Annotated in this window: 18 protein-coding genes and 1 pseudogene; 8 read left to right on the forward strand and 11 right to left on the reverse strand. The window is 73.7% G+C overall.

What is annotated here, in order from left to right; translation table 11 throughout:
• The first annotated feature begins 406 nt into the window (after positions 1-406).
• The gene (locus ACH4N1_RS06140) at positions 407-1201 is read left to right on the forward strand and encodes a hemolysin III family protein (protein ID WP_398094841.1); all 795 of its coding nucleotides are present in this window, start codon (positions 407-409) and stop codon (positions 1199-1201) included.
• A 31-nt stretch (positions 1202-1232) separates the two neighbouring features.
• Here ACH4N1_RS06140 and ACH4N1_RS06145 read toward each other — a convergent pair whose 3' ends face one another.
• Complete coding sequence (locus ACH4N1_RS06145) at positions 1233-2114, reverse strand: helix-turn-helix domain-containing protein (protein WP_398094842.1); 882 nt, start codon at positions 2112-2114, stop codon at positions 1233-1235.
• Between the two features lie 362 nt (positions 2115-2476).
• On the opposite strand from ACH4N1_RS06145, the gene ACH4N1_RS06150 reads away from it, so the two are divergent.
• Positions 2477-2848: a DUF952 domain-containing protein gene (locus ACH4N1_RS06150; RefSeq protein ID WP_398094843.1), complete on the forward strand. Its 372-nt coding sequence runs from the start codon at positions 2477-2479 to the stop codon at positions 2846-2848.
• Positions 2849-2909: 61 nt separating this feature from the next.
• Here ACH4N1_RS06150 and ACH4N1_RS06155 read toward each other — a convergent pair whose 3' ends face one another.
• From ACH4N1_RS06155 to ACH4N1_RS06165, 3 genes are all read right to left on the reverse strand, one after another.
• Positions 2910-3311 carry a luciferase family protein gene (locus tag ACH4N1_RS06155; protein ID WP_398094845.1) on the reverse strand — a complete coding sequence of 134 codons (402 nt, stop codon included), beginning with the start codon at positions 3309-3311 and terminating at the stop codon, positions 2910-2912.
• A gap of 306 nt (positions 3312-3617) precedes the next feature.
• A complete protein-coding gene (locus tag ACH4N1_RS06160; RefSeq protein WP_398094846.1) occupies positions 3618-3998 on the reverse strand; it encodes a hypothetical protein in 381 nt (126 codons plus the stop codon).
• A gap of 11 nt (positions 3999-4009) precedes the next feature.
• Positions 4010-4357, reverse strand: coding sequence for an antibiotic biosynthesis monooxygenase family protein (locus ACH4N1_RS06165; RefSeq protein WP_398094848.1), 348 nt, complete (start codon positions 4355-4357; stop codon positions 4010-4012).
• A 245-nt stretch (positions 4358-4602) separates the two neighbouring features.
• Here ACH4N1_RS06165 and ACH4N1_RS06170 point away from each other — a divergent pair.
• Positions 4603-4980 (forward strand): annotated as a pseudogene (locus tag ACH4N1_RS06170) (ferritin-like domain-containing protein); the annotation flags it as partial.
• Between the two features lies 1 nt (position 4981).
• Here the strand turns inward: ACH4N1_RS06170 and ACH4N1_RS06175 are convergent.
• From ACH4N1_RS06175 to ACH4N1_RS06185, 3 genes are all read right to left on the reverse strand, one after another.
• The gene (locus tag ACH4N1_RS06175; protein WP_398094849.1) at positions 4982-5377 is read right to left on the reverse strand and encodes a MerR family transcriptional regulator; all 396 of its coding nucleotides are present in this window, start codon (positions 5375-5377) and stop codon (positions 4982-4984) included.
• A 266-nt stretch (positions 5378-5643) separates the two neighbouring features.
• Positions 5644-7218: a DEAD/DEAH box helicase gene (locus ACH4N1_RS06180; RefSeq protein WP_398094850.1), complete on the reverse strand. Its 1575-nt coding sequence runs from the start codon at positions 7216-7218 to the stop codon at positions 5644-5646.
• Between the two features lie 229 nt (positions 7219-7447).
• Positions 7448-7651, reverse strand: a complete 204-nt coding sequence (locus ACH4N1_RS06185; RefSeq protein ID WP_363087555.1) for a cold-shock protein — start codon at positions 7649-7651, stop codon at positions 7448-7450.
• A 534-nt stretch (positions 7652-8185) separates the two neighbouring features.
• Between ACH4N1_RS06185 and ACH4N1_RS06190 the strand changes: the two genes are divergently transcribed.
• Both ACH4N1_RS06190 and ACH4N1_RS06195 read left to right on the forward strand, forming a co-directional pair.
• Positions 8186-10408: an MMPL family transporter gene (locus ACH4N1_RS06190; RefSeq protein WP_398094851.1), complete on the forward strand. Its 2223-nt coding sequence runs from the start codon at positions 8186-8188 to the stop codon at positions 10406-10408.
• 129 nt (positions 10409-10537) lie between these two features.
• Entirely contained in the window at positions 10538-11773 is a 1236-nt protein-coding gene (locus ACH4N1_RS06195; protein WP_398094852.1) for a sensor histidine kinase, read from the forward strand.
• 23 nt (positions 11774-11796) lie between these two features.
• On the opposite strand, the gene ACH4N1_RS06200 is transcribed toward ACH4N1_RS06195, so the two are convergent.
• From ACH4N1_RS06200 to ACH4N1_RS06210, 3 genes are all read right to left on the reverse strand, one after another.
• A complete protein-coding gene (locus tag ACH4N1_RS06200; protein ID WP_398094853.1) occupies positions 11797-12345 on the reverse strand; it encodes a tellurite resistance TerB family protein in 549 nt (182 codons plus the stop codon).
• Between the two features lie 180 nt (positions 12346-12525).
• Positions 12526-12849 (reverse strand): SCO5918 family protein, encoded by a 324-nt coding sequence (locus ACH4N1_RS06205; RefSeq protein WP_398094854.1) that lies wholly within the window; start codon positions 12847-12849, stop codon positions 12526-12528.
• A gap of 288 nt (positions 12850-13137) precedes the next feature.
• A complete protein-coding gene (locus ACH4N1_RS06210; RefSeq protein WP_398094855.1) occupies positions 13138-13605 on the reverse strand; it encodes a DUF5994 family protein in 468 nt (155 codons plus the stop codon).
• A 294-nt stretch (positions 13606-13899) separates the two neighbouring features.
• Here ACH4N1_RS06210 and ACH4N1_RS06215 point away from each other — a divergent pair, with 294 nt between their 5' ends.
• Complete coding sequence (locus ACH4N1_RS06215) at positions 13900-14595, forward strand: hypothetical protein (protein ID WP_398094857.1); 696 nt, start codon at positions 13900-13902, stop codon at positions 14593-14595.
• Positions 14596-14615: 20 nt separating this feature from the next.
• On the opposite strand, the gene ACH4N1_RS06220 is transcribed toward ACH4N1_RS06215, so the two are convergent.
• On the reverse strand, positions 14616-14876 hold the full coding sequence (locus tag ACH4N1_RS06220) for a hypothetical protein (RefSeq protein ID WP_398094859.1): 261 nt from the start codon (positions 14874-14876) through the stop codon (positions 14616-14618).
• Between the two features lie 211 nt (positions 14877-15087).
• Between ACH4N1_RS06220 and sigJ the strand changes: the two genes are divergently transcribed.
• Together sigJ and ACH4N1_RS06230 are read left to right on the forward strand one after the other, a co-directional pair.
• A complete protein-coding gene (gene sigJ, locus ACH4N1_RS06225; protein WP_398094860.1) occupies positions 15088-16032 on the forward strand; it encodes an RNA polymerase sigma factor SigJ in 945 nt (314 codons plus the stop codon).
• A gap of 93 nt (positions 16033-16125) precedes the next feature.
• Positions 16126-17340: an NAD(P)/FAD-dependent oxidoreductase gene (locus ACH4N1_RS06230; RefSeq protein ID WP_398094861.1), complete on the forward strand. Its 1215-nt coding sequence runs from the start codon at positions 16126-16128 to the stop codon at positions 17338-17340.
• Positions 17341-17369: the final 29 nt, after the last annotated feature.

The following is a 17369-nucleotide window of genomic DNA, read 5'->3' on the forward strand; positions in this document are numbered from 1 at the left end:
AAGTACCGCAGTACCAGCAGTACGCAGTGCAGCAACACCAGCAGTACGCAGTCCCCCGTTTGGCAAGCAGTTGATCACCGAGGGAAGAACGGAGGAGCCGAACGCCATCAGGATCGCCCGGGCGAGTGCCTTGAACCCGGGTACCGCAGGACATCGATAGTGAGGTGGTCTCCGGTCGAGCAACCGCGATCCCAGCACACCCGACAGTGTCCCCGTCGGGTCTGCGGAAACAGAGGGCCGGCGCAGCACGAAGGCCGGCAGATGGTGTAGCAGTTCCTTCGGGCCCTGGTGCCGTACGGCACCAGGGCCCTCCACGTGTTCACGCAGAGGTGCCGCCGGCATCCGACCCGCACCCCGCGGCGTCGCGCCGGGCCGCCCGCTTCAGCCGACTCCGGAATATGGACGCATGATCGCCGAAGACGCTCAGCCGCCGGCCCACGGACGGGAGCCCCGGCCCCGCCCCGGCACCACGCCCGACCCCCTCCGCACCCCTACCGTCGAGGTGCCCGCCGACACGGTCGGCCGGCCGTCCGCGGCCGCCGCCCTGGAGGACGGCGTCGAGCGGGCCGCGGCCGCGCTGAAGCCGAAGATGCGCGGCTGGCTGCACGCCGGCGTGTTCCCCCTCGCGCTGGCCGGCGGCATCGTCCTGGTCGCCGTCTCCCGCTCGGCCGCCGCCGTGGCGGCCTGCACCGTGTACGCGCTGTCGGCCTGCCTGCTCTTCGGCACCAGCGCCGTCTACCACCGCGGGACGTGGGGCCCGCGCGGGGAGGCGGTCCTGCGGCGGCTCGACCACGCGAACATCTTCCTGATCATCGCCGGCACCTACACGCCGCTGGCGGTGCTGCTGCTCGACGCGGACCGGCAGCGGGTACTGCTGGCGGTGGTGTGGGCGGGCGCCCTGGCCGGCATCGCCTTCCGAGTCCTGTGGATCGGGGCTCCCCGGTGGCTGTACACCCCGTGCTACATCGCGCTGGGCTGGGTGGCCGTCTTCAACCTGCCCGAGTTCGCGCGCACCGGCGGCACCGCGGTCGTCGTCCTCGTCGTCACGGGCGGCCTGCTGTACACCGCGGGCGCCGTCGTCTACGGACTCAAGCGCCCCGACCCGTCCCCGGCCTGGTTCGGCTTCCACGAGGTCTTCCACGCCCTGACCATCGCCGCCTTCGCCGCGCACTACACGGCCATCCTCCTGGCGGTCACATGACGGAGGCGGGCCGGGCCGGGGTCCCGCGGCCTCACGTCACCGTCCGGAGCAGGGGGCGGCAGTCGCGGCAGTACGCGACCGGTTCGGGGCTGCGCATGCCTCTGCCGCAGTGGTCGCAGTGCGTCATGGGGTGCACGACGGGCGGTGGCGGAGACGGAGCGCGCAGCGGCAACGGGGCCGGCAGCTGACGGGCGAGACGGTGGGCCAGGAAGGCCGCCGGCCGGCGCAGCTCCTCGGGCGGGAGGTCGGCGGTCAGGGCATCGCGTACGGCCCTGGGGGTGACGTCCCTCTCCAGCCAGGCCGCGACGCCCGGCGCCAGGTGGGCCGTGTCGGATGCGGACAGCAGCAGGCGGGAGTCCCGGCGACGCAGCTCGGCCAGGACGTCGATCGCCTGCTGGAGCAGTCCGGGGCCCTTGTACGAGGGCTGCGGCACGGGCGGCAGCGCCTTCGGCCGGGGCGGGGGAGCCTCGCGTTTGCGCGCGGGCCGCGGCGCCGTACCGTGATCGTCCTTCGGGGGCCGGTAGCCGGGCCGGTTGCAGGAGATCGTGCGCGTGATGATCCGGCCGTCGGGCGTCCGCTCCCGCGTGCGGCGCAGGAAACCGTGCGTCTCCAACTCCCGCAGGGCGGCGGCGATCCGGGCCCTGCCCTCCGGGAAACGCGCGGCCAGCGTCCTGATGTCGACCTGGGCGCCGGGCGGCAGCGACTGGATGTACACGCCGAACCCGATCGCCGTCCCCGACAACTCCGGATGCTGCGCGAGGTCGTTGCCGACCACCGTGAAGCGGCTCGTGTGGCGGTAGTGCTCGTGTTCCAGGCCTCCACCGGAGGAGGTACGTCGCCCCCGCTTCGGGTGGTGGTCGGCGGTAATCCGGGACTCGGAGGGGGCGGGAACGCTAGTGTTTTCAGCATCCATTGGGAACCTGGATCCTCGATCTTCCTTGGGAGGAACCTGGGTTCCTCAATGGTCAGGCCCTCGCACTGGGATGGCAGTCCCGGCGAGGGCCGACGTATGTCCGGGCGCAGGTGGTCACCTGCTGCGCCGAGCGTAGAGCACCGAAGCCCCCGCAAACCCAGCCGAGTTGGCATATTCACCCATGCGAGTGAGCTGCGCCCGGCGGGAGGGAAAGGGTGGGGCTCGGTGGGGTTTCTTTCCCCTGATGGTCCTTGGGGAAGACCGCCCTTGGCACCGGAGCCCGCGTTCTCGGGCCCCGGCGGCACGGTCCGGTTCCGTGGCCGCACCGCCGGGTGAACCCCGCACCGGGATATAACCGGACGATGATCTATCACCTGGTCCCGAAGGCGGAGTGGGACGCCCGTCCCGACCATCCGTACGCGCCCGCCTCCCTCGACGAGGAGGGCTTCGTGCACTGTTCGCCGGACGAGGCGACGACGCTGGCCGTCGCCGACGCCTTCTACCGCACGGCCCCCCGACCGCTCCTGGCGCTCCTCGTCGACGAGGACCGCCTGACCGCCCGCTGCGCATGGGAGGCGGCGGCCCCGGCCCCACCGCCGGGTGTCCCCGACTCCACCCGGTTCCCCCACGTCTTCGGCCCCCTCGACCGTGACGCGGTCACCGCCGTGCTGGAAGTCCGGTGGGACGAGAACGGCAGGGCGACGGGACTGGCCGCGCCGGGTACATCCCGCTGAGGCGCGTCGACCTCCACGCCGGCCCCGAGGACCCGGCGGTCACCGGGGAGGCGGCCGGGCCTCAGCGGTCGTCCGGATCGTCGCGCGGCACCAGCGTGACCCGGTGCAGGTTGCAGGTGAAGGGGGAGGGCGCCGCGGCGGCGACCGGGCCCTGCGAGAGGTGGGCCTTGAGGGCGACGCTGACCAGGCTCATCAGCAGGTCCACGTCGGTGTCGCAGTCGAGGTGGACGGTGACCCAGCGGGAACCGGGCACCACCCGCACCGCCGTCGATCCCATGAGGTCGGAGTGGATCCGCCGGATGGCCGGAACGGTCAGATGCAGATCCACGTCCCGGCCGGAGTGGAAGTGGAGTATCTCGCTGTGGACGGAGCGCAATGCCCGCCCTGCGCCACAACTGGCCTGTCCCGTACTGAGGTCGGGCCAGACTTCCAGTCGCGCCATGGCGCGCTCGGCCAGAGTCATGGGGCCATGGTCGCTCGCTGACCGCCCGGCTACCAGGGGTTGAACGAAATGTGACCGGGGCGTGAGGACGCCATCGCGCACCGTGCGCGGCCCGTGACGTTCCGGTCGCCTTCCCCGGTCCGCCCCTCCGCACGGGCACGAACAAGCGCACCGATGGCGAACACGCGGTCGATGTCGACCGGAGGGTCGCGCACCTGCCTGCCGCAGGAGTCCGGCGCCGGGCGGCGCCGGCCGCGGTACGGGAACACCGGGGCGGCGGGACCTACCGTGCAGGGCCCGCCGGCCCTGCCGCCCCTCAGTGCTCCGTCACTGATCCGCGTACCTCAGGTCCCCGATCGTCCACGCGCTCACGTCCTCCAGGGCGACGCGGTACATGCCGCCGGTGTCGGGGATGCCGAAGTTGCCCTGGAGGATGCGGGCCACGTGGAAGTGCAGGTGGGTGGGCCGTCCGGCCCGCGGTTCGGGAGGTGTGCCGGTGCCGTCCGCGCGGGTGAACACCGAGGAGAACGCCCCGAGCTGGTCGGAGGCCTCGAGCACCTCCGCCACCCGCTGCTTCCACAGGGTCTCCGGTGCGAGCCGGCCCGTGATCACGGCCCCGGGGATCACCACGGTGAGGGACATCCGACTGTTGTGCTCCGACTCCACCCTTGCAGCGATGTCGACGAGCAGGTCATCAGCGTGCGCCATGAGTGTGGAGCCTACTCGGTGGCGGGTCCGCTCTGCCCGGGGGATGCCTGCTGGACCACCTCGAAGGACCACAGGGTGGCACCCGAGGCGGCCGGTTTCCGCTGTTCGGCGCCCTCGGCACCGCCCTCGCCGCCGTGCGCCTCCCGGGCCCGCCCGGACATCCAGTTCTGGAAGTCCTCCTCGCTGCGCCAGCGCGTGTAGACGAGGTAGGTGTCGGTGCCCTCCACCGGGCGCAGCAGCTCGAACCACTCGAACCCGTCCGAGTTCTCGACGGCGCCCGCCCGCGCGGCGAACCGCTTCTCCAGCGTCTCGCGCTGCTCCTCGGGAACGGTCAGCACATTGATCTTGACGATGCTCATGCCCCCATTGTCCGCCGTCCACGGGGAGGGCGCCCACCGGCCCCGCTCCCGGCCGGCCGGCGCCCGCGGCTGACGCACCGTCATCGCCGCTTTCGCCCCGGCGAGTTGCGGTCGGCCGGCGCCACGGAGCCGCCTCCCGGACCACCCGCGCAACCAGCACATCCGTACGAGCGAGGCCGTTGGGTTGATTTCCTGGAACAGGGCGGGGAACCGCGACTCCCGTCGGACCGGTGGGCCGACGCGGGCGGCCGCGGTGGCTCACGGGCCTGCGCCGGGAACTGCTCGTGCTGGTGATCGCGGAGGTGGTGGCGCTGCGGTACTGCCGTGCCCTGCGCGACGGCACCGACGACCCGCTGACCGCGGACGTCGCCGGCCGGATCCTCGCCGGCGAACAGCGCCACGCGCCCTTCCCCTGCGAGCGGCTGCACGCCTGTCTCGCGGAGCCGCCCCGGCCGGCCCGGCACCCCGTGCCGGCGTCGTGGCGGGTGCTCCTGCTCGCGGTGTCGCCGGTCGTCGCCGTCGACCACGGTCCGGGACTGCGCCGGCTCGGCCTCGGACGCCGGCGTTTCGTGGCGGACGTCACGGCCTCCTCCGGTGAGGTGGTCTGCGCCGTGCCCGCACCGGTCAGCCGGAACCCCGCCCCGAACCGGAACCCGAAGGCGAATGCGAGGGGGACCGCGTGCGCGAAGGGGAGTCCTGCTCCTCGCTCGCGGCCCGACGGTACTCGTCGTTGATCCGCCGGGCCTCCTCGAGCTGGTCCTCCAGGATGACGATGCGGCACGCGGCTTCGATCGGGGTGCCCTTGTCGACCAGCTCGCGGGCGCGGGCGGCGATGCGCAGCTGGTAGCGCGAGTACCTGCGGTGCCCGCCCTCCGAGCGGAGCGGACTGATCAGGCGGGCCTCCCCGATGGCCCGGAGGAAACCGGGGGTGGTGCCGAGCATCTCGGCCGCCCGGCCCATCGAGTACGCCGGGTAGTCGTCGTCGTCCAGACGACCGCTGAGCGGGTTGTCTGCTGTCATGTCACCTCGTTGATCGCCGCGTAGAAGGGGCCCCGCCGCTGTCCGGCACCCGGGCCCCTGAGGAGATTCAACACCGTCCACCGGTCCCGCCGCCGTGCCGGTCCGCCGTTACGGGTACCCCCCTGCGGTGTCCCCCGCTTCGGACCGCCCCCGGCCGGGCATGCGGAAGGGCCCCGTCGGCAACTGCCGACGGGGCCCTTCCGTGCAGGTGGGAGGCGGTTCACCGGCCGTCCCCGCACGCCCCGGGGCGTGCTGTTTCCCTCGGGTCAGGCCGCCGAGCCGAAGGCGGACCGGCGCTGGGACCGGCCGCGCGAGGACGACGCGTCGCCGGAGGACCGGCCGCGCTCGCCACCGCGCTCGCCACCGCGCGCGCTCCGCTCACCGCCGCGCTCGCCACCGCCACCGCCACCGCCGCGGCCGCGACGGCCGCGGGAGGACGAGCCGCCCGAGGCGGCGGAGCGCCGGGGGCGCTCCACGACCGGAGCGGTGATCACGACGGGGACGCCGGACGGGGTCTGGGCACCGGTGATCCGGCTCAGCTCCTCCTCGCCCGAGCGGACAGCGGTGACCTGGGCGGTGACGCCGGCCGCGGCCGTCAGCCGGCTCATGGCGCGCCGCTGGTCCGGGGTCACGAGGGTCACGACACTGCCGGACTCGCCCGCGCGGGCGGTACGGCCGCCGCGGTGCAGGTAGTCCTTGGGGTCGGTCGGCGGATCCACGTTGACGACCAGGTCCAGGCTGTCGACGTGGATGCCGCGCGCGGCCACGTTCGTCGCGACGAGCACGGTCACGTGGCCCGTCTTGAACTGGTCCAGCGTCCGGGTGCGCTGCGGCTGGGACTTGCCGCCGTGCAGGGCGGCGGCGCGCACGCCGTTGTTCAGCAGGTGCTTGGTCAGCCGGTCCACCGCGTGCTTGGTGTCCAGGAACATGATCACGCGGCCGTCGCGGGCCGCGATCTCGGTGGTCGTGCGCTGCTTGTCCGTGTCGTGGACGTGCAGGACGTGGTGCTCCATCGTGGTGACCGCGCCGGCCGACGGGTCGACGGAGTGGACGACCGGGTCGGAGAGGTAGCGGCGCACCAGCCGGTCGACGTTGCGGTCCAGGGTGGCCGAGAACAGCATCCGCTGCCCGTCGGGCTTCACCTGGTCGAGCAGCGCGGTGACCTGCGGCATGAAGCCCATGTCGGCCATCTGGTCGGCCTCGTCGAGGACGGTGATGCGGACCTCGTCGAGGCGGCAGTCGCCCCGGTCGATGAGGTCCTTCAGCCGTCCCGGCGTGGCGACGACGACCTCGGCGCCGCCCCGCAGGGCGCTCGCCTGGCGGCCGATCGACATGCCGCCGACGACGGTGGCCAGTCGCAGCCGCACGGCGCGGGCGTACGGCGTGAGCGCGTCGGTGACCTGCTGGGCCAGCTCGCGGGTCGGCACGAGGACGAGGGCGAGCGGCTGACGCGCCTCGGCCCGCAGGCCCGCCGTACGGGCCAGCACCGCGAGGCCGAACGCGAGGGTCTTGCCGGAGCCGGTGCGGCCGCGGCCGAGGACGTCACGACCGGCCAGGGAGTTCGGCAGGGTGGCGCCCTGGATGGGGAACGGGACGGCCATGCCCTCGTTGGCCAGCGCGGTCGCCAGCGGGGTGGGCAGACCCAGGTCGCCGAACGACTCGACGGCGGGCAGCGGGGGCGTCACCGTCTCCGGCAGCGCGAACTCGCCCTGCTGCGCCATCGGCCGGCGGCCGGAGCCGCCCTGCGAACGACGGGGCCCGGAGGAGCGGCTGCCGGAGGAGCGCTGCGGGGCGCCTGCGGAGCGGCCGTAGGAGCGGGCGCCGGAACGTGCACGGTTCATGCGGGGGAACCTTCCTTGATGCGGCGCGTATCAAGGAATTCCCGGAGCACGTGAAAGGCACGGAGAATTGCGAGAACGAGCCGGAGTGGGTGGGGCCGAAACAGATGGACGGGATAGACGTCACCGTCCTGCGGGAAATCAGGTAATCCCGCGCGGCACCCGGAAAAGCGGCGAGCCGGGGCCCGCACCCCACGGTGCGGGCCCCGGCTGCGTCACGCGTCAGGCAGGGTCAGGCGGGAACGATGTTCTCCGCCGTCGGGCCCTTCTGGCCCTGAGCGATGTCGAACGACACCTTCTGGCCTTCCTGGAGCTCACGGAAGCCCTGGGTCGCGATGTTCGAGTAGTGAGCGAAGACGTCGGGACCGCCGCCGTCCTGCTCGATGAAGCCGAAGCCCTTTTCAGAGTTGAACCACTTCACGGTGCCGCTGGCCATTTTGTTCTCCTTCGGGACGGTTCGGAGTCACCCTGTGTGACTCCGGTCGCCGTGATGATCACCCCGATGGAAAAACCTTCTGGCAACCACAACTGCAACTGACGACGACAGTAGCACGGTGCGTTCGGCCGAGTGCTGTGCACCATTTCGCCTGGTGAGCGGGGTGCGGGAATATTCATCGGGCGCTGCGTCAATTTCTCACCTGGTGACTGCAGATATTGCTCCACCGGCGCCCCCGCCTTCCGGTCGGAGGCACCGGGCGCACCCCTGTGACCTCGTACGACGACCTGTACGGGCACCGTCCCGCGCGAAACCCCCGCACCCCTGAATTCCCTCCGAATGCGACGAAGGACACATCGGTGGGAACACGAGTCCGATGCGCGGGCCGTTCCGTAGTCCCGCCGGTGGATCCCGCGGGGCCCGCCGTACTGCGTTCTCAGTAGGAGGAATTGTCGGCAGGCGGACGACGACAGGCCGGGGGCGGCGCGGCGAGTCTGGACGGACAGTCGGCACCAGATGCGGAGACCCCCTGTCGTGGCTACTTTCCTCTATCGCGTGGGCCGCCTGGCCTTCCGGCGGCGCTGGTACGTCGCCCTGGTCTGGGCGGCGGTCCTGGCCGCCGTCGGGCTGGGCGCCCTCAAGGCCCCCGGGGCCGCCGACGAGCAGTTCTCGATGCCGGGCATCGAGTCCCAGAAGGCGTTCGACCTGCTGGAGCAGCGCTTCCCCGGCGCCTCCGCCGACGGCGCCACCGCGCGGGTCGTCTTCGTCGCCCCGGACGGCCGGAAGGTGACCGCGGCCGACAGCCGGCGGGCCGTCGAGGACGCGGTGGCCGACCTGGCCGGCGGGCCGCAGGTCGCGAGCGCCGCCGACCCGTTCCGGGCGGGAGCGGTCAGCGAGGACGGCTCGACGGCTTACGCGACCGTCACCTACGAGGTCGCGGCGAACGAACTCACCGACGACAGCAGGGCCCGCCTGGAGCGGGCCCTCACGGAGGCCCGTGCCGCCGGGCTGACCGTCGAGGCCGGCGGGGACGCGCTGCAGAACGGCGCCGGGCCGGGCGGCGTCGCCGAGATCGTCGGCGTCTCGATCGCCGCGGTCGTCCTGCTCGTCACCTTCGGTTCGCTCGCCGCGGCCGGACTGCCCCTGCTGACCGCGATCGTCGGCGTCGGCGTGAGCATGGCCGCGATCACGGCCCTCTCCGACGCCCTCGGCCTGTCCGCGACGACCGGCACCCTGGCGATGATGCTCGGCCTGGCGGTCGGCATCGACTACGCCCTGTTCGTCGTCTCCCGCTACCGCGAGGAACGGGCCCACGGCCGCACGCCCGAGGAGGCGACCGGTCTCGCGGCCGGCACCGCCGGGTCGGCGGTCGTCTTCGCGGGCCTCACCGTCGTCATCGCCCTGGCCGGACTGGCCGTCGTCGGCATCCCGATGCTCACCAAGATGGGGCTCGCCGCGGCGGGCGCGGTCGTCCTCGCCGTACTGATCGCGCTGACGCTGGTGCCGGCCTTCCTCGGGTTCTGGCCGAACGCCGTGCTGGCGCGCAGGGCCCGCAGGAGCGGCCGGGTCGAGGGCGGCGCCGCCGACAACGGCGGTACCCGCTGGGCCCGGTTCGTGCTGCGCCGCCCGCTGCCCGTGCTGCTGCTCGGCGTGGTGGGCCTGGGCGCGCTCGCGCTGCCCGTGACCGAGCTGCAACTGGGCATGCCCGGTGACGAGGCGAAGCCCGTCTCCACCACCGAGCGCCGGGCCTACGACGCGCTCGCCGACGGCTTCGGCCCCGGCTTCAACGGGCCCCTGACCATCGTCGTCGACGCGCGCGGCGACTCCGACCCGAAGGCGGCCGCCCAGGCCGTCGCCGACCGCATCGGCGGCACCGAGGGCGTCGTCTCGGTCTCCCCGGCCCGCTTCAACGAGGCCGGTGACACCGCCGTCTTCTCGGTCGTGCCGTCCACCGCGCCGACCGACGAGCGCACCAAGGACCTGGTGAAGACCATCCGGGGCGAGCGCCCCGGCGTCGAGGCCGGGACCGGCGCGACCTTCGAGGTCACCGGCAGCACCGCGCTGAACATCGACATCGCCGACAAGGTCCAGGCCGCGCTGGTCCCCTACCTGATCGTCGTGGTCGGCCTGGCGGTCGTGCTGCTGATGCTGGTCTTCCGGTCCCTGCTCGTCCCGCTCAAGGCGGCCCTCGGGTTCCTGCTGTCGGTGCTGGCCTCCCTCGGCGCGGTCGTCGTGGTCTTCCAGCAGGGCCACGGCGCCGGCATCCTCGGCGTGGAGCAGACCGGCCCGATCATGAGCCTGATGCCGATCTTCCTGGTGGGCATCGTGTTCGGCCTCGCCATGGACTACGAGGTCTTCCTCGTCTCCCGCATGCGCGAGGCGTACGTCCACGGCGAGCGGCCCGGCCAGGCGGTCACGTCCGGCTTCCGGCACAGCGCCCGGGTGGTCGTGGCCGCCGCGCTGATCATGATCGCGGTGTTCGCCGGGTTCATCGGCGAGAACGACTCCATGATCAAGATGATCGGGTTCGGGCTGGCCGGAGCCGTCCTCTTCGACGCCTTCGTCGTCCGGATGGCGATCGTGCCGGCCGTGCTCGCCCTGCTCGGCGACAAGGCCTGGTGGCTGCCCGGGTGGCTGGACCGGATCCTGCCCCGCGTCGACGTGGAGGGCGAGGCGCTCGCCCACCGGCCCGCCCCCGGCGACCGGGACCCGGCCGACGAGCCGGCCGCCGCCGGCCTGGAGCCGGCCCGCACCTGAGCCCGCGCTTGAGCCCGCCCCGCCCGACCGGGACCGTCCGTGGTGAACGCCACGGGCGGTCCCGTCGCCCCACCGCGGCGGCGGAGGTCACGATGGACCCAGCACCACCGACCGGAGAGCCGAACCCCGATGAGCAGCAGCCTCGAGCGCTACACGGACCGCGTCGAGAAGTACTCGGCACGCGTCGGGCGGTACGCGGACCGTCACCCCCGTCTCATCGACCTGGCAGTGGTCCTCGCGCTGATGGGCTGCGCGAGCCTCGGCAGCTCCCTCACCATGCCCGGCGTCGCCCCGCCCGACCACGCCGGGACCTGCACCGCCCTGATGGGCGTCTCCTGCCTCGCGCTGCTGCGGTACCGCAGCCACCCGCGCACCGCGGTCGTCGTCACCGCGGTCTGCACGGTGATCGCGGTCGCGCTCGGATACCTGGTCACCCCGCTGCTGCTGGGCCCGATCATGGCGGCGCTCTACTGGCTGGCCATGCTCACCGACCCCCGGACGACCCGCGCCTTCGGTGTCGGCACGACCCTGGCGGTGACGGCCGCGGCCGTCTTCTCCGACAGCATGGACGACCTCTCCCTGCTGCTCAGGACGATCGGGCCGGTCTTCTGGCTGATGCTGCCGATCGCCGCCGGCACCATGACCCGGCTGCGGCGCGCCTACCTCCAGGCCGTCCAGGCCCGCGCCGAGTACGCCGAACGCACCCGGGAGGAGGAGGCCCGGCTGCGCGTCACGGAGGAGCGCATGCGCATCGCCCGGGAACTGCACGACGTCGTCGCGCACCACCTGGCGCTGGCCAACGCCCAGGCCGGCACCGCCGCCCACCTCGCGCTCACCCGGCCGGAGCAGACGAAGCGGATCCTCACCGACCTGACCGGCACCACGTCCTCCGCGCTGCGCGAGCTGAAGGCGACGCTGGGACTGCTGCGCCGACACGACGACCCGGACGCCGGCCCGCCGGAACCGGCACCGGGCCTGGCCCGCCTGCCCGAGCTGGTCGCGGCGTGCGAGTCCGCGGGGCTCACCGTCACGGTCACCACCGAGGGGGAGCCCCGGCCGCTGTCGCCGGGGGCGGACCTGACCGCGTTCCGCATCGTGCAGGAGGCGCTCACCAACGTCACCAAGCACGCGGGCAGTCACTGCGCGCGGGTACGCCTGGTGTACTCCGGGTCCCGGCTGGTGATCACGGTCAGCGACGACGGCCCGGCCGCCACGGCGCCGCCCGCGACCGGGCCGGGCCGCGGCTTCGGTGTCCTGGGCATGCGTGAACGCGCCCACTCCATCGGCGGCGAACTGCGGCTGGGACCCCGCCCGGAGGGCGGCTTCGAGGTCACGACGGCGCTGCCGCTGATCCCCGAAGCCTGACCGCCACCGGTGCGGGGAGGGACTCAGAGGCCGAACTCCTGGGCCGACAGGCCGAGGACCGAGCACGCCTCGCGCAGGACCTGCTCCTCGGCCGGCGCGACATACCCGTCCGCGCCCGCGACGACGAACCCGGTCTGGACGACGGCTCTGGCCTCCGTCGGCTTCTTCGCGGCCTTGGCGATCTCCTGGAGGACCTCGGCCTTGCCCTGGGGGAAGTCGAACGCCAGCCGGTCCACGTGCTTGTTGAAGCGCTGGCGCAGCTGCTCGGGCGGGAAGTTCTGCAGGACGTCGTTGTGCAGGATGAGCGACTCCACGTGCTGCCGCTCGGTCGGGTCGACGTGTCCGTCGGCGGCGGCGACCAGGGCGCACATCGCCATGCTGGCGTCGCGGTAGGCGCCGCTCTTCAACTCGGTCTTGAGGGAGGTGAGCTGGGACTTGAGCGTGCTCACCAGCTGGGCGCGCGAACCGCCCTGGCCCGCGGCCCCCGGCCGCCCGTGGCCACCGGTGCCCCGCGCCCCCTGTGCCTGCTGGAGCCCCTTGGCCTGGTCCTTGATCCGATCCCACATCGCCACGCGTGCCACCCTCGGCTTCAGCCCTGTCGTTCCGGTCCGACGCGCGGCTCGCACGCGTCATCCTGCCAACGGCCGCCGCGGCGGCGAAGTTCCACGCGGGCCGGGCCGCCCGGCGGGGCCGGGCTCAGGGCGCCGGCGCGGCCGTGGGGCACGACGCCGGCGTGGTGCTCCCGTCCGTGCTCACACGTCCCGCGGGCCGGGGCCGCCGAGCATCTCCGACGCGGACTGCAGGGCGCTCGGGGAACCGGCGATCACGGGCGCGGCCTCCTCGGGCAGGCCGTGGCAGGTGAAGCCCAGACGGCGCATGGCCCGGACGACCTCGCCGCTGGTGAAGTCCCGCCGGTCCTGCCGGGTGACGACCTCGCCGACCTGCTTGACCGGGTAGCGGCGGCGGCCGACGGTGACGGACTCGCCCGTGATCAGCTCGGGAGTGACGCCCGCCATCGCGACCAGCACCCCGCTCTTGGTCAGGTCGAACGGGTACCGGGCGATGACACAGCGCATGTTGCCTCACAGAGCGAAGAGAAGGGACCGGCCCGGGGAGAGGGGGCCGGGGGGACCGGGGGAGGTGAGCGGTGGGGGAGGAGCGGGTGCCGCATCCTCCGGATACAGCGAACTGGGGCCCGCACCCCAAGGTGCGGGCCCCAGCTGCGAAGTGCGGGTCGGTGCCGGTACCGGGCGGCGACGGCACCGGAAATCGACAGTAGCACGGGCCTGTCCGGCCCGGCCGGTCGAAGAATTCACCCGTCCGGGCGGGTGCCGACGGTCGGTCGGGCGAGCGCCGAGGCTCGCTCAGACGAGGCCGTCGGCCCCCGCGGACATGAGCGGCCGGGCCGCTTCCTCCGTCGTGCCGGGCGGTACGACCCGCAGGTCCCGGCGTCCCCGGCCGGGTGCCATGAGGACGACGGTGCCGGGCGCGTGCGCCGCCGTGGACCTGCGCAGCCGTACGACCTGGTTGCACACGAGCATCCGGCCCGGCGACCCGGCCCACGCCGTGCCGTCGACCATGACGCTGGCGATGTCCCCCCAGGCGCGCGGAAGTCCGGCGAGCAGCTCGGGAAGCTCCGCGAGGAGGTCGTCGGAGCGTGGCCACCAGACCCCGTCGAGGCGGCGCGGCACCTGACCGTCGGGCGCGAGCCGGAGTCTGAGCAGAGGGCCGGGCCGGGTGGCTCGGGACCGCGCGGGAGGAACGGGAGCGTGGCGGGGAAGCGGGCGGCGGAGATGGCCGTCCGCAACGGTGTGGTCGGTGGGCGCGTGCATGTCGCGTTCCCTGTCCCCGGGCCGCCGTCGCGGTGGTCCGGTGCCGTGGTGCGTCGGGAACGACGCCGACGCTGAGGTGACGTACGGAGAACTCCCGATACCCCCCACGGTACGCCACCGGGGGTGCCCGGCCACGATTTCCGAACAAAGGTTCGATCATCGCTGTGGCCCGCACCTGCTGGAGTACCGTGGAGGAGCCGGGAGTGTCTCGTGCACCGGCCCCCCGCCGCTGCCGTTCCCGGTGACCGACGACGCCGGACCGGATTCGTCCGCGCCCGGAGCAGGGCTCGCCCCATGACCGTGAACGTGCCCGGCCGGCCCACGACCCGGGAGCCCGCGCGGCCCGGTGTCCCCCGGTGGACCCTCGAACCCGCACGCGACCGCGGACCGGTTCCCGCCCCCCGCGACCAGGACCCGTCCTCCCGGGACGCCGACCGCGTCCGCGCGCTGAGCCGGAGTCAGGTCGAGGACCGGCTCGGGCAGTTGGGCGACCTGTACGCGGACACCGCCGGCGGCAAGCCGTGGGCGAGGGAGCGGGACCGGGACGCCTTCCTGCGGGGGCTCGCCGTCGACCTGCGACGGCCGGGGTTCGCGCTGCTGATCGCCGAGACCACCGTGGTCACCGGGTGCGCCTACGGCTTTCCCGTGGACGACCGCGGGGCCTGGTGGCGGGGGCTGCGTCCGGACGGGAACCCGTCGGCGGACCCGCTCCGCCCGGCCGCCTCCGAACGGCTCTTCGCGATCTCCCGGATCGTCGTCCAGCCTCCCGTGCGGACGCGGCACCAGGGGCGTGACGGGAACCTCGCCCGGCGTCTCCAGCGGCGGCTGCTCGCCGACCACGACGCGACGGCCGGGATCACGCTGGTGAGCCGTACCGACGCCGCGCTGCTGAAGGCGCTGCGGTCCTGGGGATGGCGGGAGGCCGAGGCGGACACCGGCGGCGAGCCGCTGCCCGCCTCGCCCTGGCACGTCCTGGTCCTCGACGCCTGAGGGCGGGTGGGGGCGGGCGGTCAGACCTCGTCGGTGTGCGAGGGGTCCTTCGAGGAGGACTCGCTGGCCGACAGCCAGGACTGTGCGGGCCCGGCGGCCCGCGTGGTGTCGATGGTGAGGTGCAGCCGGGTCCCGCCCTCCTGGCCGGCCGGGTAACTGCGCTGTTCGGCCGAGGCGAAACAGCGGCGCAGCACCTCGGCGACCCGGCGCGCGACATCCGGCGTCGCCGCGACGACGCGGACCTCCGCGTACCCCTCCGAGGGCAACGGCTCTTGATCCACTCAGGCCTCCCGTACATGTGTGCCGGCGCGCTGACGACGTACGGCCCGCCCCTCGAAGCCTAATGCCCGCGCGCCGGTGCCCGGCGCCCCGGCCGCACCTGCTGCCCCTGCCGCACCGGCAGCACGGCCGGTCACGGTGCGGCCGCCGGCGGGGGTGGGTCCGGGGAACGCGGCCGCCGTCCCGGGGGCCGCGAGGGCTAGGATCCGGGCCATGGCCCTGACCGTGAACGACGTGGAACGGTTCGAGGCCTCCAGGTCCCGCCTGGAGGTCATCGCCTATCGCCTCCTCGGCTCGGCGAGCGAGGCCGAGGACGCCGTGCAGGAGACGTTCCTGCGCTGGCAGGCCGCCGACGTCGCGCGCGTCGAGGTTCCCGAGGCCTGGCTGACGAAGGTCCTCACCAACCTGTGCCTCAACCAGCTCACCTCGGCCCGCGCCCGGCGCGAGACCTACGTCGGCGAGTGGCTCCCCGAGCCGCTGCTCGCCGGGGACCCGATGCTCGGCCCCGCCGACACCGCCGAACAGCGCGAGTCGGTGTCGTACGCGGTCCTCACGCTGCTGGAGCGGCTGTCGCCCGCCGAGCGGGCGGTGTACGTGCTGCGGGAGGCCTTCGACTACCCGCACCGGGAGATCGCCGAGATCCTCGACATCACCGAGGCCGCCAGCCAGCAGCTGCTCCACCGCGCCAGGAAGCACGTCGCCGACGGCAGGGCCCGTACCGAGATCGACGAGGCCGCCGCCCGGCGGATCGTCGACGAGTTCCTCGCGGCCGCCACCAGTGGCCGGACCGAGCCGCTCGTGCGGCTGCTCACCCAGGACGCCGTCTCGATCGGTGACGGCGGCGGCAAGGTCCCGGCCCGCGCCAAGGCGTTCGAGGGCGCGCTCGCGGTCGCGACGTTCCTGCGCGGCCTGTTCAGGCCCGGCAAGGCCAAGCGCGCCCTGGTCGGCGACTCGGCCGAGATGTACGCCACGCTCGCCAACGGCGACCCCGCGGTCGTCGTGGTCGTCGACGGCCGCGTCATCGGCGTCATGACCCTGGAGGTCACCCCGGAGGGCATCGCCGGGCTCCGCAACCAGGTCAACCCCGACAAGCTCGAACGCGCGACGCGGCACTGGGCGGCCACCGGCCACGGCGAGCCCGTCCGCGTCACGTTCTGACGCGGATGTGACCTGCTTCACACCGTGTTCCTGTCAGGAAACGCGGGGCCGCCCGGTTCAAGGGGCGAACCCGCTCAAGACAGGAGCATGGAGATGCAGCACCGCATCATCGTCCTCGGAGCCGGATACTCCGGAGCCGTCGCCGCCGGGCGCCTCGCCAGGCGGCTGCACCGCGAAGACGTCGCCATCACCCTCGTCAACGCCGAGCCCGACTTCGTCGAGCGCGTGCGGATGCACCAGCTCGCGGTCGGCCAGGACCTCAGGCCCCGGCCGTTCGCCGAGATGTTCGCGGGCACCGGCGTGGAGCTGAGGCTCGCGAGGGTCACCGCCGTGGACGCCGACCGCCGGACGGTCACCGTCACCGGCACCGACGCCGGCACGGAGGCCGCCGAGGAGGAGGAGCTGGAGTACGACACCCTCGTGTACGCCCTCGGCAGCGCCTGGAACGACCAGGGCGTCCCCGGCACCGCCGAGCACGCCCACGAGATCGCGAGCCGCCCCGGAGCCCTCCGGCTGCGCGAGCGCCTGGCCCGCCTGGACGCCGGACAGCCGGTGGTCGTGGTCGGCGGCGGCCTCACCGGCGTGGAGGCCGCGACCGAGATCGCCGAGGCCCGCCCCGACCTCGACGTCGCCCTCGCCGTCCGCGGCGGCCTCGGCGACTGGCTCTCGCCCAAGGGCCGCGGGCACCTGCGCAAGGTCTTCGACGGCCTCGGCATCACCGTGCACGAGCACGCCGCCGTCACCGCCGTGGACGCCGACCGCGTCACCACCGCCGACGGCACGTCCGTACCGGCCGCCGTCACCGTGTGGACCACCGGCTTCGCCGTCCACCCGGTCGCGCGGGCCACCACCCTGGAGGTCACCGGCACCGGCCGGATCGTCGTCGACCGGACCATGCGCTCGGTCTCCCACCCGGACGTGTACGCCGTCGGCGACGCGGCCGAGGTCGCGGGTCCCGCCGGCAAGCCGCTGCGCATGTCGTGCGCCTCGGGCGTGCCCACCGCCTGGCAGGCCGCCGACGCCATCGCGGCCCGCCTGACCGGCCGGAAGATCCCGGAGGTGTCCATCCGCTACTTCAACCAGTGCGTCTCCCTGGGCCGCAGGCAGGGCCTGATCCAGTACGTCACCGCCGACGACCGGGCCGTCCGCGCGGCCCTGACCGGACGCACCGCCGCCCTCTACAAGGAGCTGATCTGCAAGGGCGCGGCCTGGGGGGTGGCCAACCCCACCATGGGCCTGCCGACCCGCCGCCGCCGGGTCGCGGGGAAGGCGGCGCGCACGGCGGCCCCGGTGGGGACGCCGGCCTGACGGGCGGCGCGCGGAACACCGGCCTCGTG

The organism is Streptomyces sp. NPDC017202 (assembly GCF_044331705.1).
GTDB lineage: Bacteria > Actinomycetota > Actinomycetes > Streptomycetales > Streptomycetaceae > Streptomyces.

Excerpts from the sequence above, each read along its gene's own strand:
- ACH4N1_RS06215 (WP_398094857.1), top strand. The coding sequence starts at position 13,900 with ATGACCGTGAACGTGCCCGGCCGGCCCACGACCCGGGAGCCCGCGCGG.
- ACH4N1_RS06165 (WP_398094848.1), bottom strand. The coding sequence starts at position 4,357 with ATGAGCATCGTCAAGATCAATGTGCTGACCGTTCCCGAGGAGCAGCGC.
- ACH4N1_RS06185 (WP_363087555.1), bottom strand. The coding sequence starts at position 7,651 with ATGGCCAGCGGCACCGTGAAGTGGTTCAACTCTGAAAAGGGCTTCGGC.
- ACH4N1_RS06160 (WP_398094846.1), bottom strand. The coding sequence starts at position 3,998 with ATGGCGCACGCTGATGACCTGCTCGTCGACATCGCTGCAAGGGTGGAG.
- ACH4N1_RS06145 (WP_398094842.1), bottom strand. The coding sequence starts at position 2,114 with ATGGATGCTGAAAACACTAGCGTTCCCGCCCCCTCCGAGTCCCGGATT.
- ACH4N1_RS06195 (WP_398094852.1), top strand. The coding sequence starts at position 10,538 with ATGAGCAGCAGCCTCGAGCGCTACACGGACCGCGTCGAGAAGTACTCG.
- ACH4N1_RS06140 (WP_398094841.1), top strand. The coding sequence starts at position 407 with ATGATCGCCGAAGACGCTCAGCCGCCGGCCCACGGACGGGAGCCCCGG.
- ACH4N1_RS06155 (WP_398094845.1), bottom strand. The coding sequence starts at position 3,311 with ATGACTCTGGCCGAGCGCGCCATGGCGCGACTGGAAGTCTGGCCCGAC.
- ACH4N1_RS06150 (WP_398094843.1), top strand. The coding sequence starts at position 2,477 with ATGATCTATCACCTGGTCCCGAAGGCGGAGTGGGACGCCCGTCCCGAC.
- ACH4N1_RS06205 (WP_398094854.1), bottom strand. The coding sequence starts at position 12,849 with ATGCGCTGTGTCATCGCCCGGTACCCGTTCGACCTGACCAAGAGCGGG.
- ACH4N1_RS06230 (WP_398094861.1), top strand. The coding sequence starts at position 16,126 with ATGCAGCACCGCATCATCGTCCTCGGAGCCGGATACTCCGGAGCCGTC.
- ACH4N1_RS06180 (WP_398094850.1), bottom strand. The coding sequence starts at position 7,218 with ATGAACCGTGCACGTTCCGGCGCCCGCTCCTACGGCCGCTCCGCAGGC.
- sigJ (WP_398094860.1), top strand. The coding sequence starts at position 15,088 with ATGGCCCTGACCGTGAACGACGTGGAACGGTTCGAGGCCTCCAGGTCC.
- ACH4N1_RS06210 (WP_398094855.1), bottom strand. The coding sequence starts at position 13,605 with ATGCACGCGCCCACCGACCACACCGTTGCGGACGGCCATCTCCGCCGC.
- ACH4N1_RS06175 (WP_398094849.1), bottom strand. The coding sequence starts at position 5,377 with ATGACAGCAGACAACCCGCTCAGCGGTCGTCTGGACGACGACGACTAC.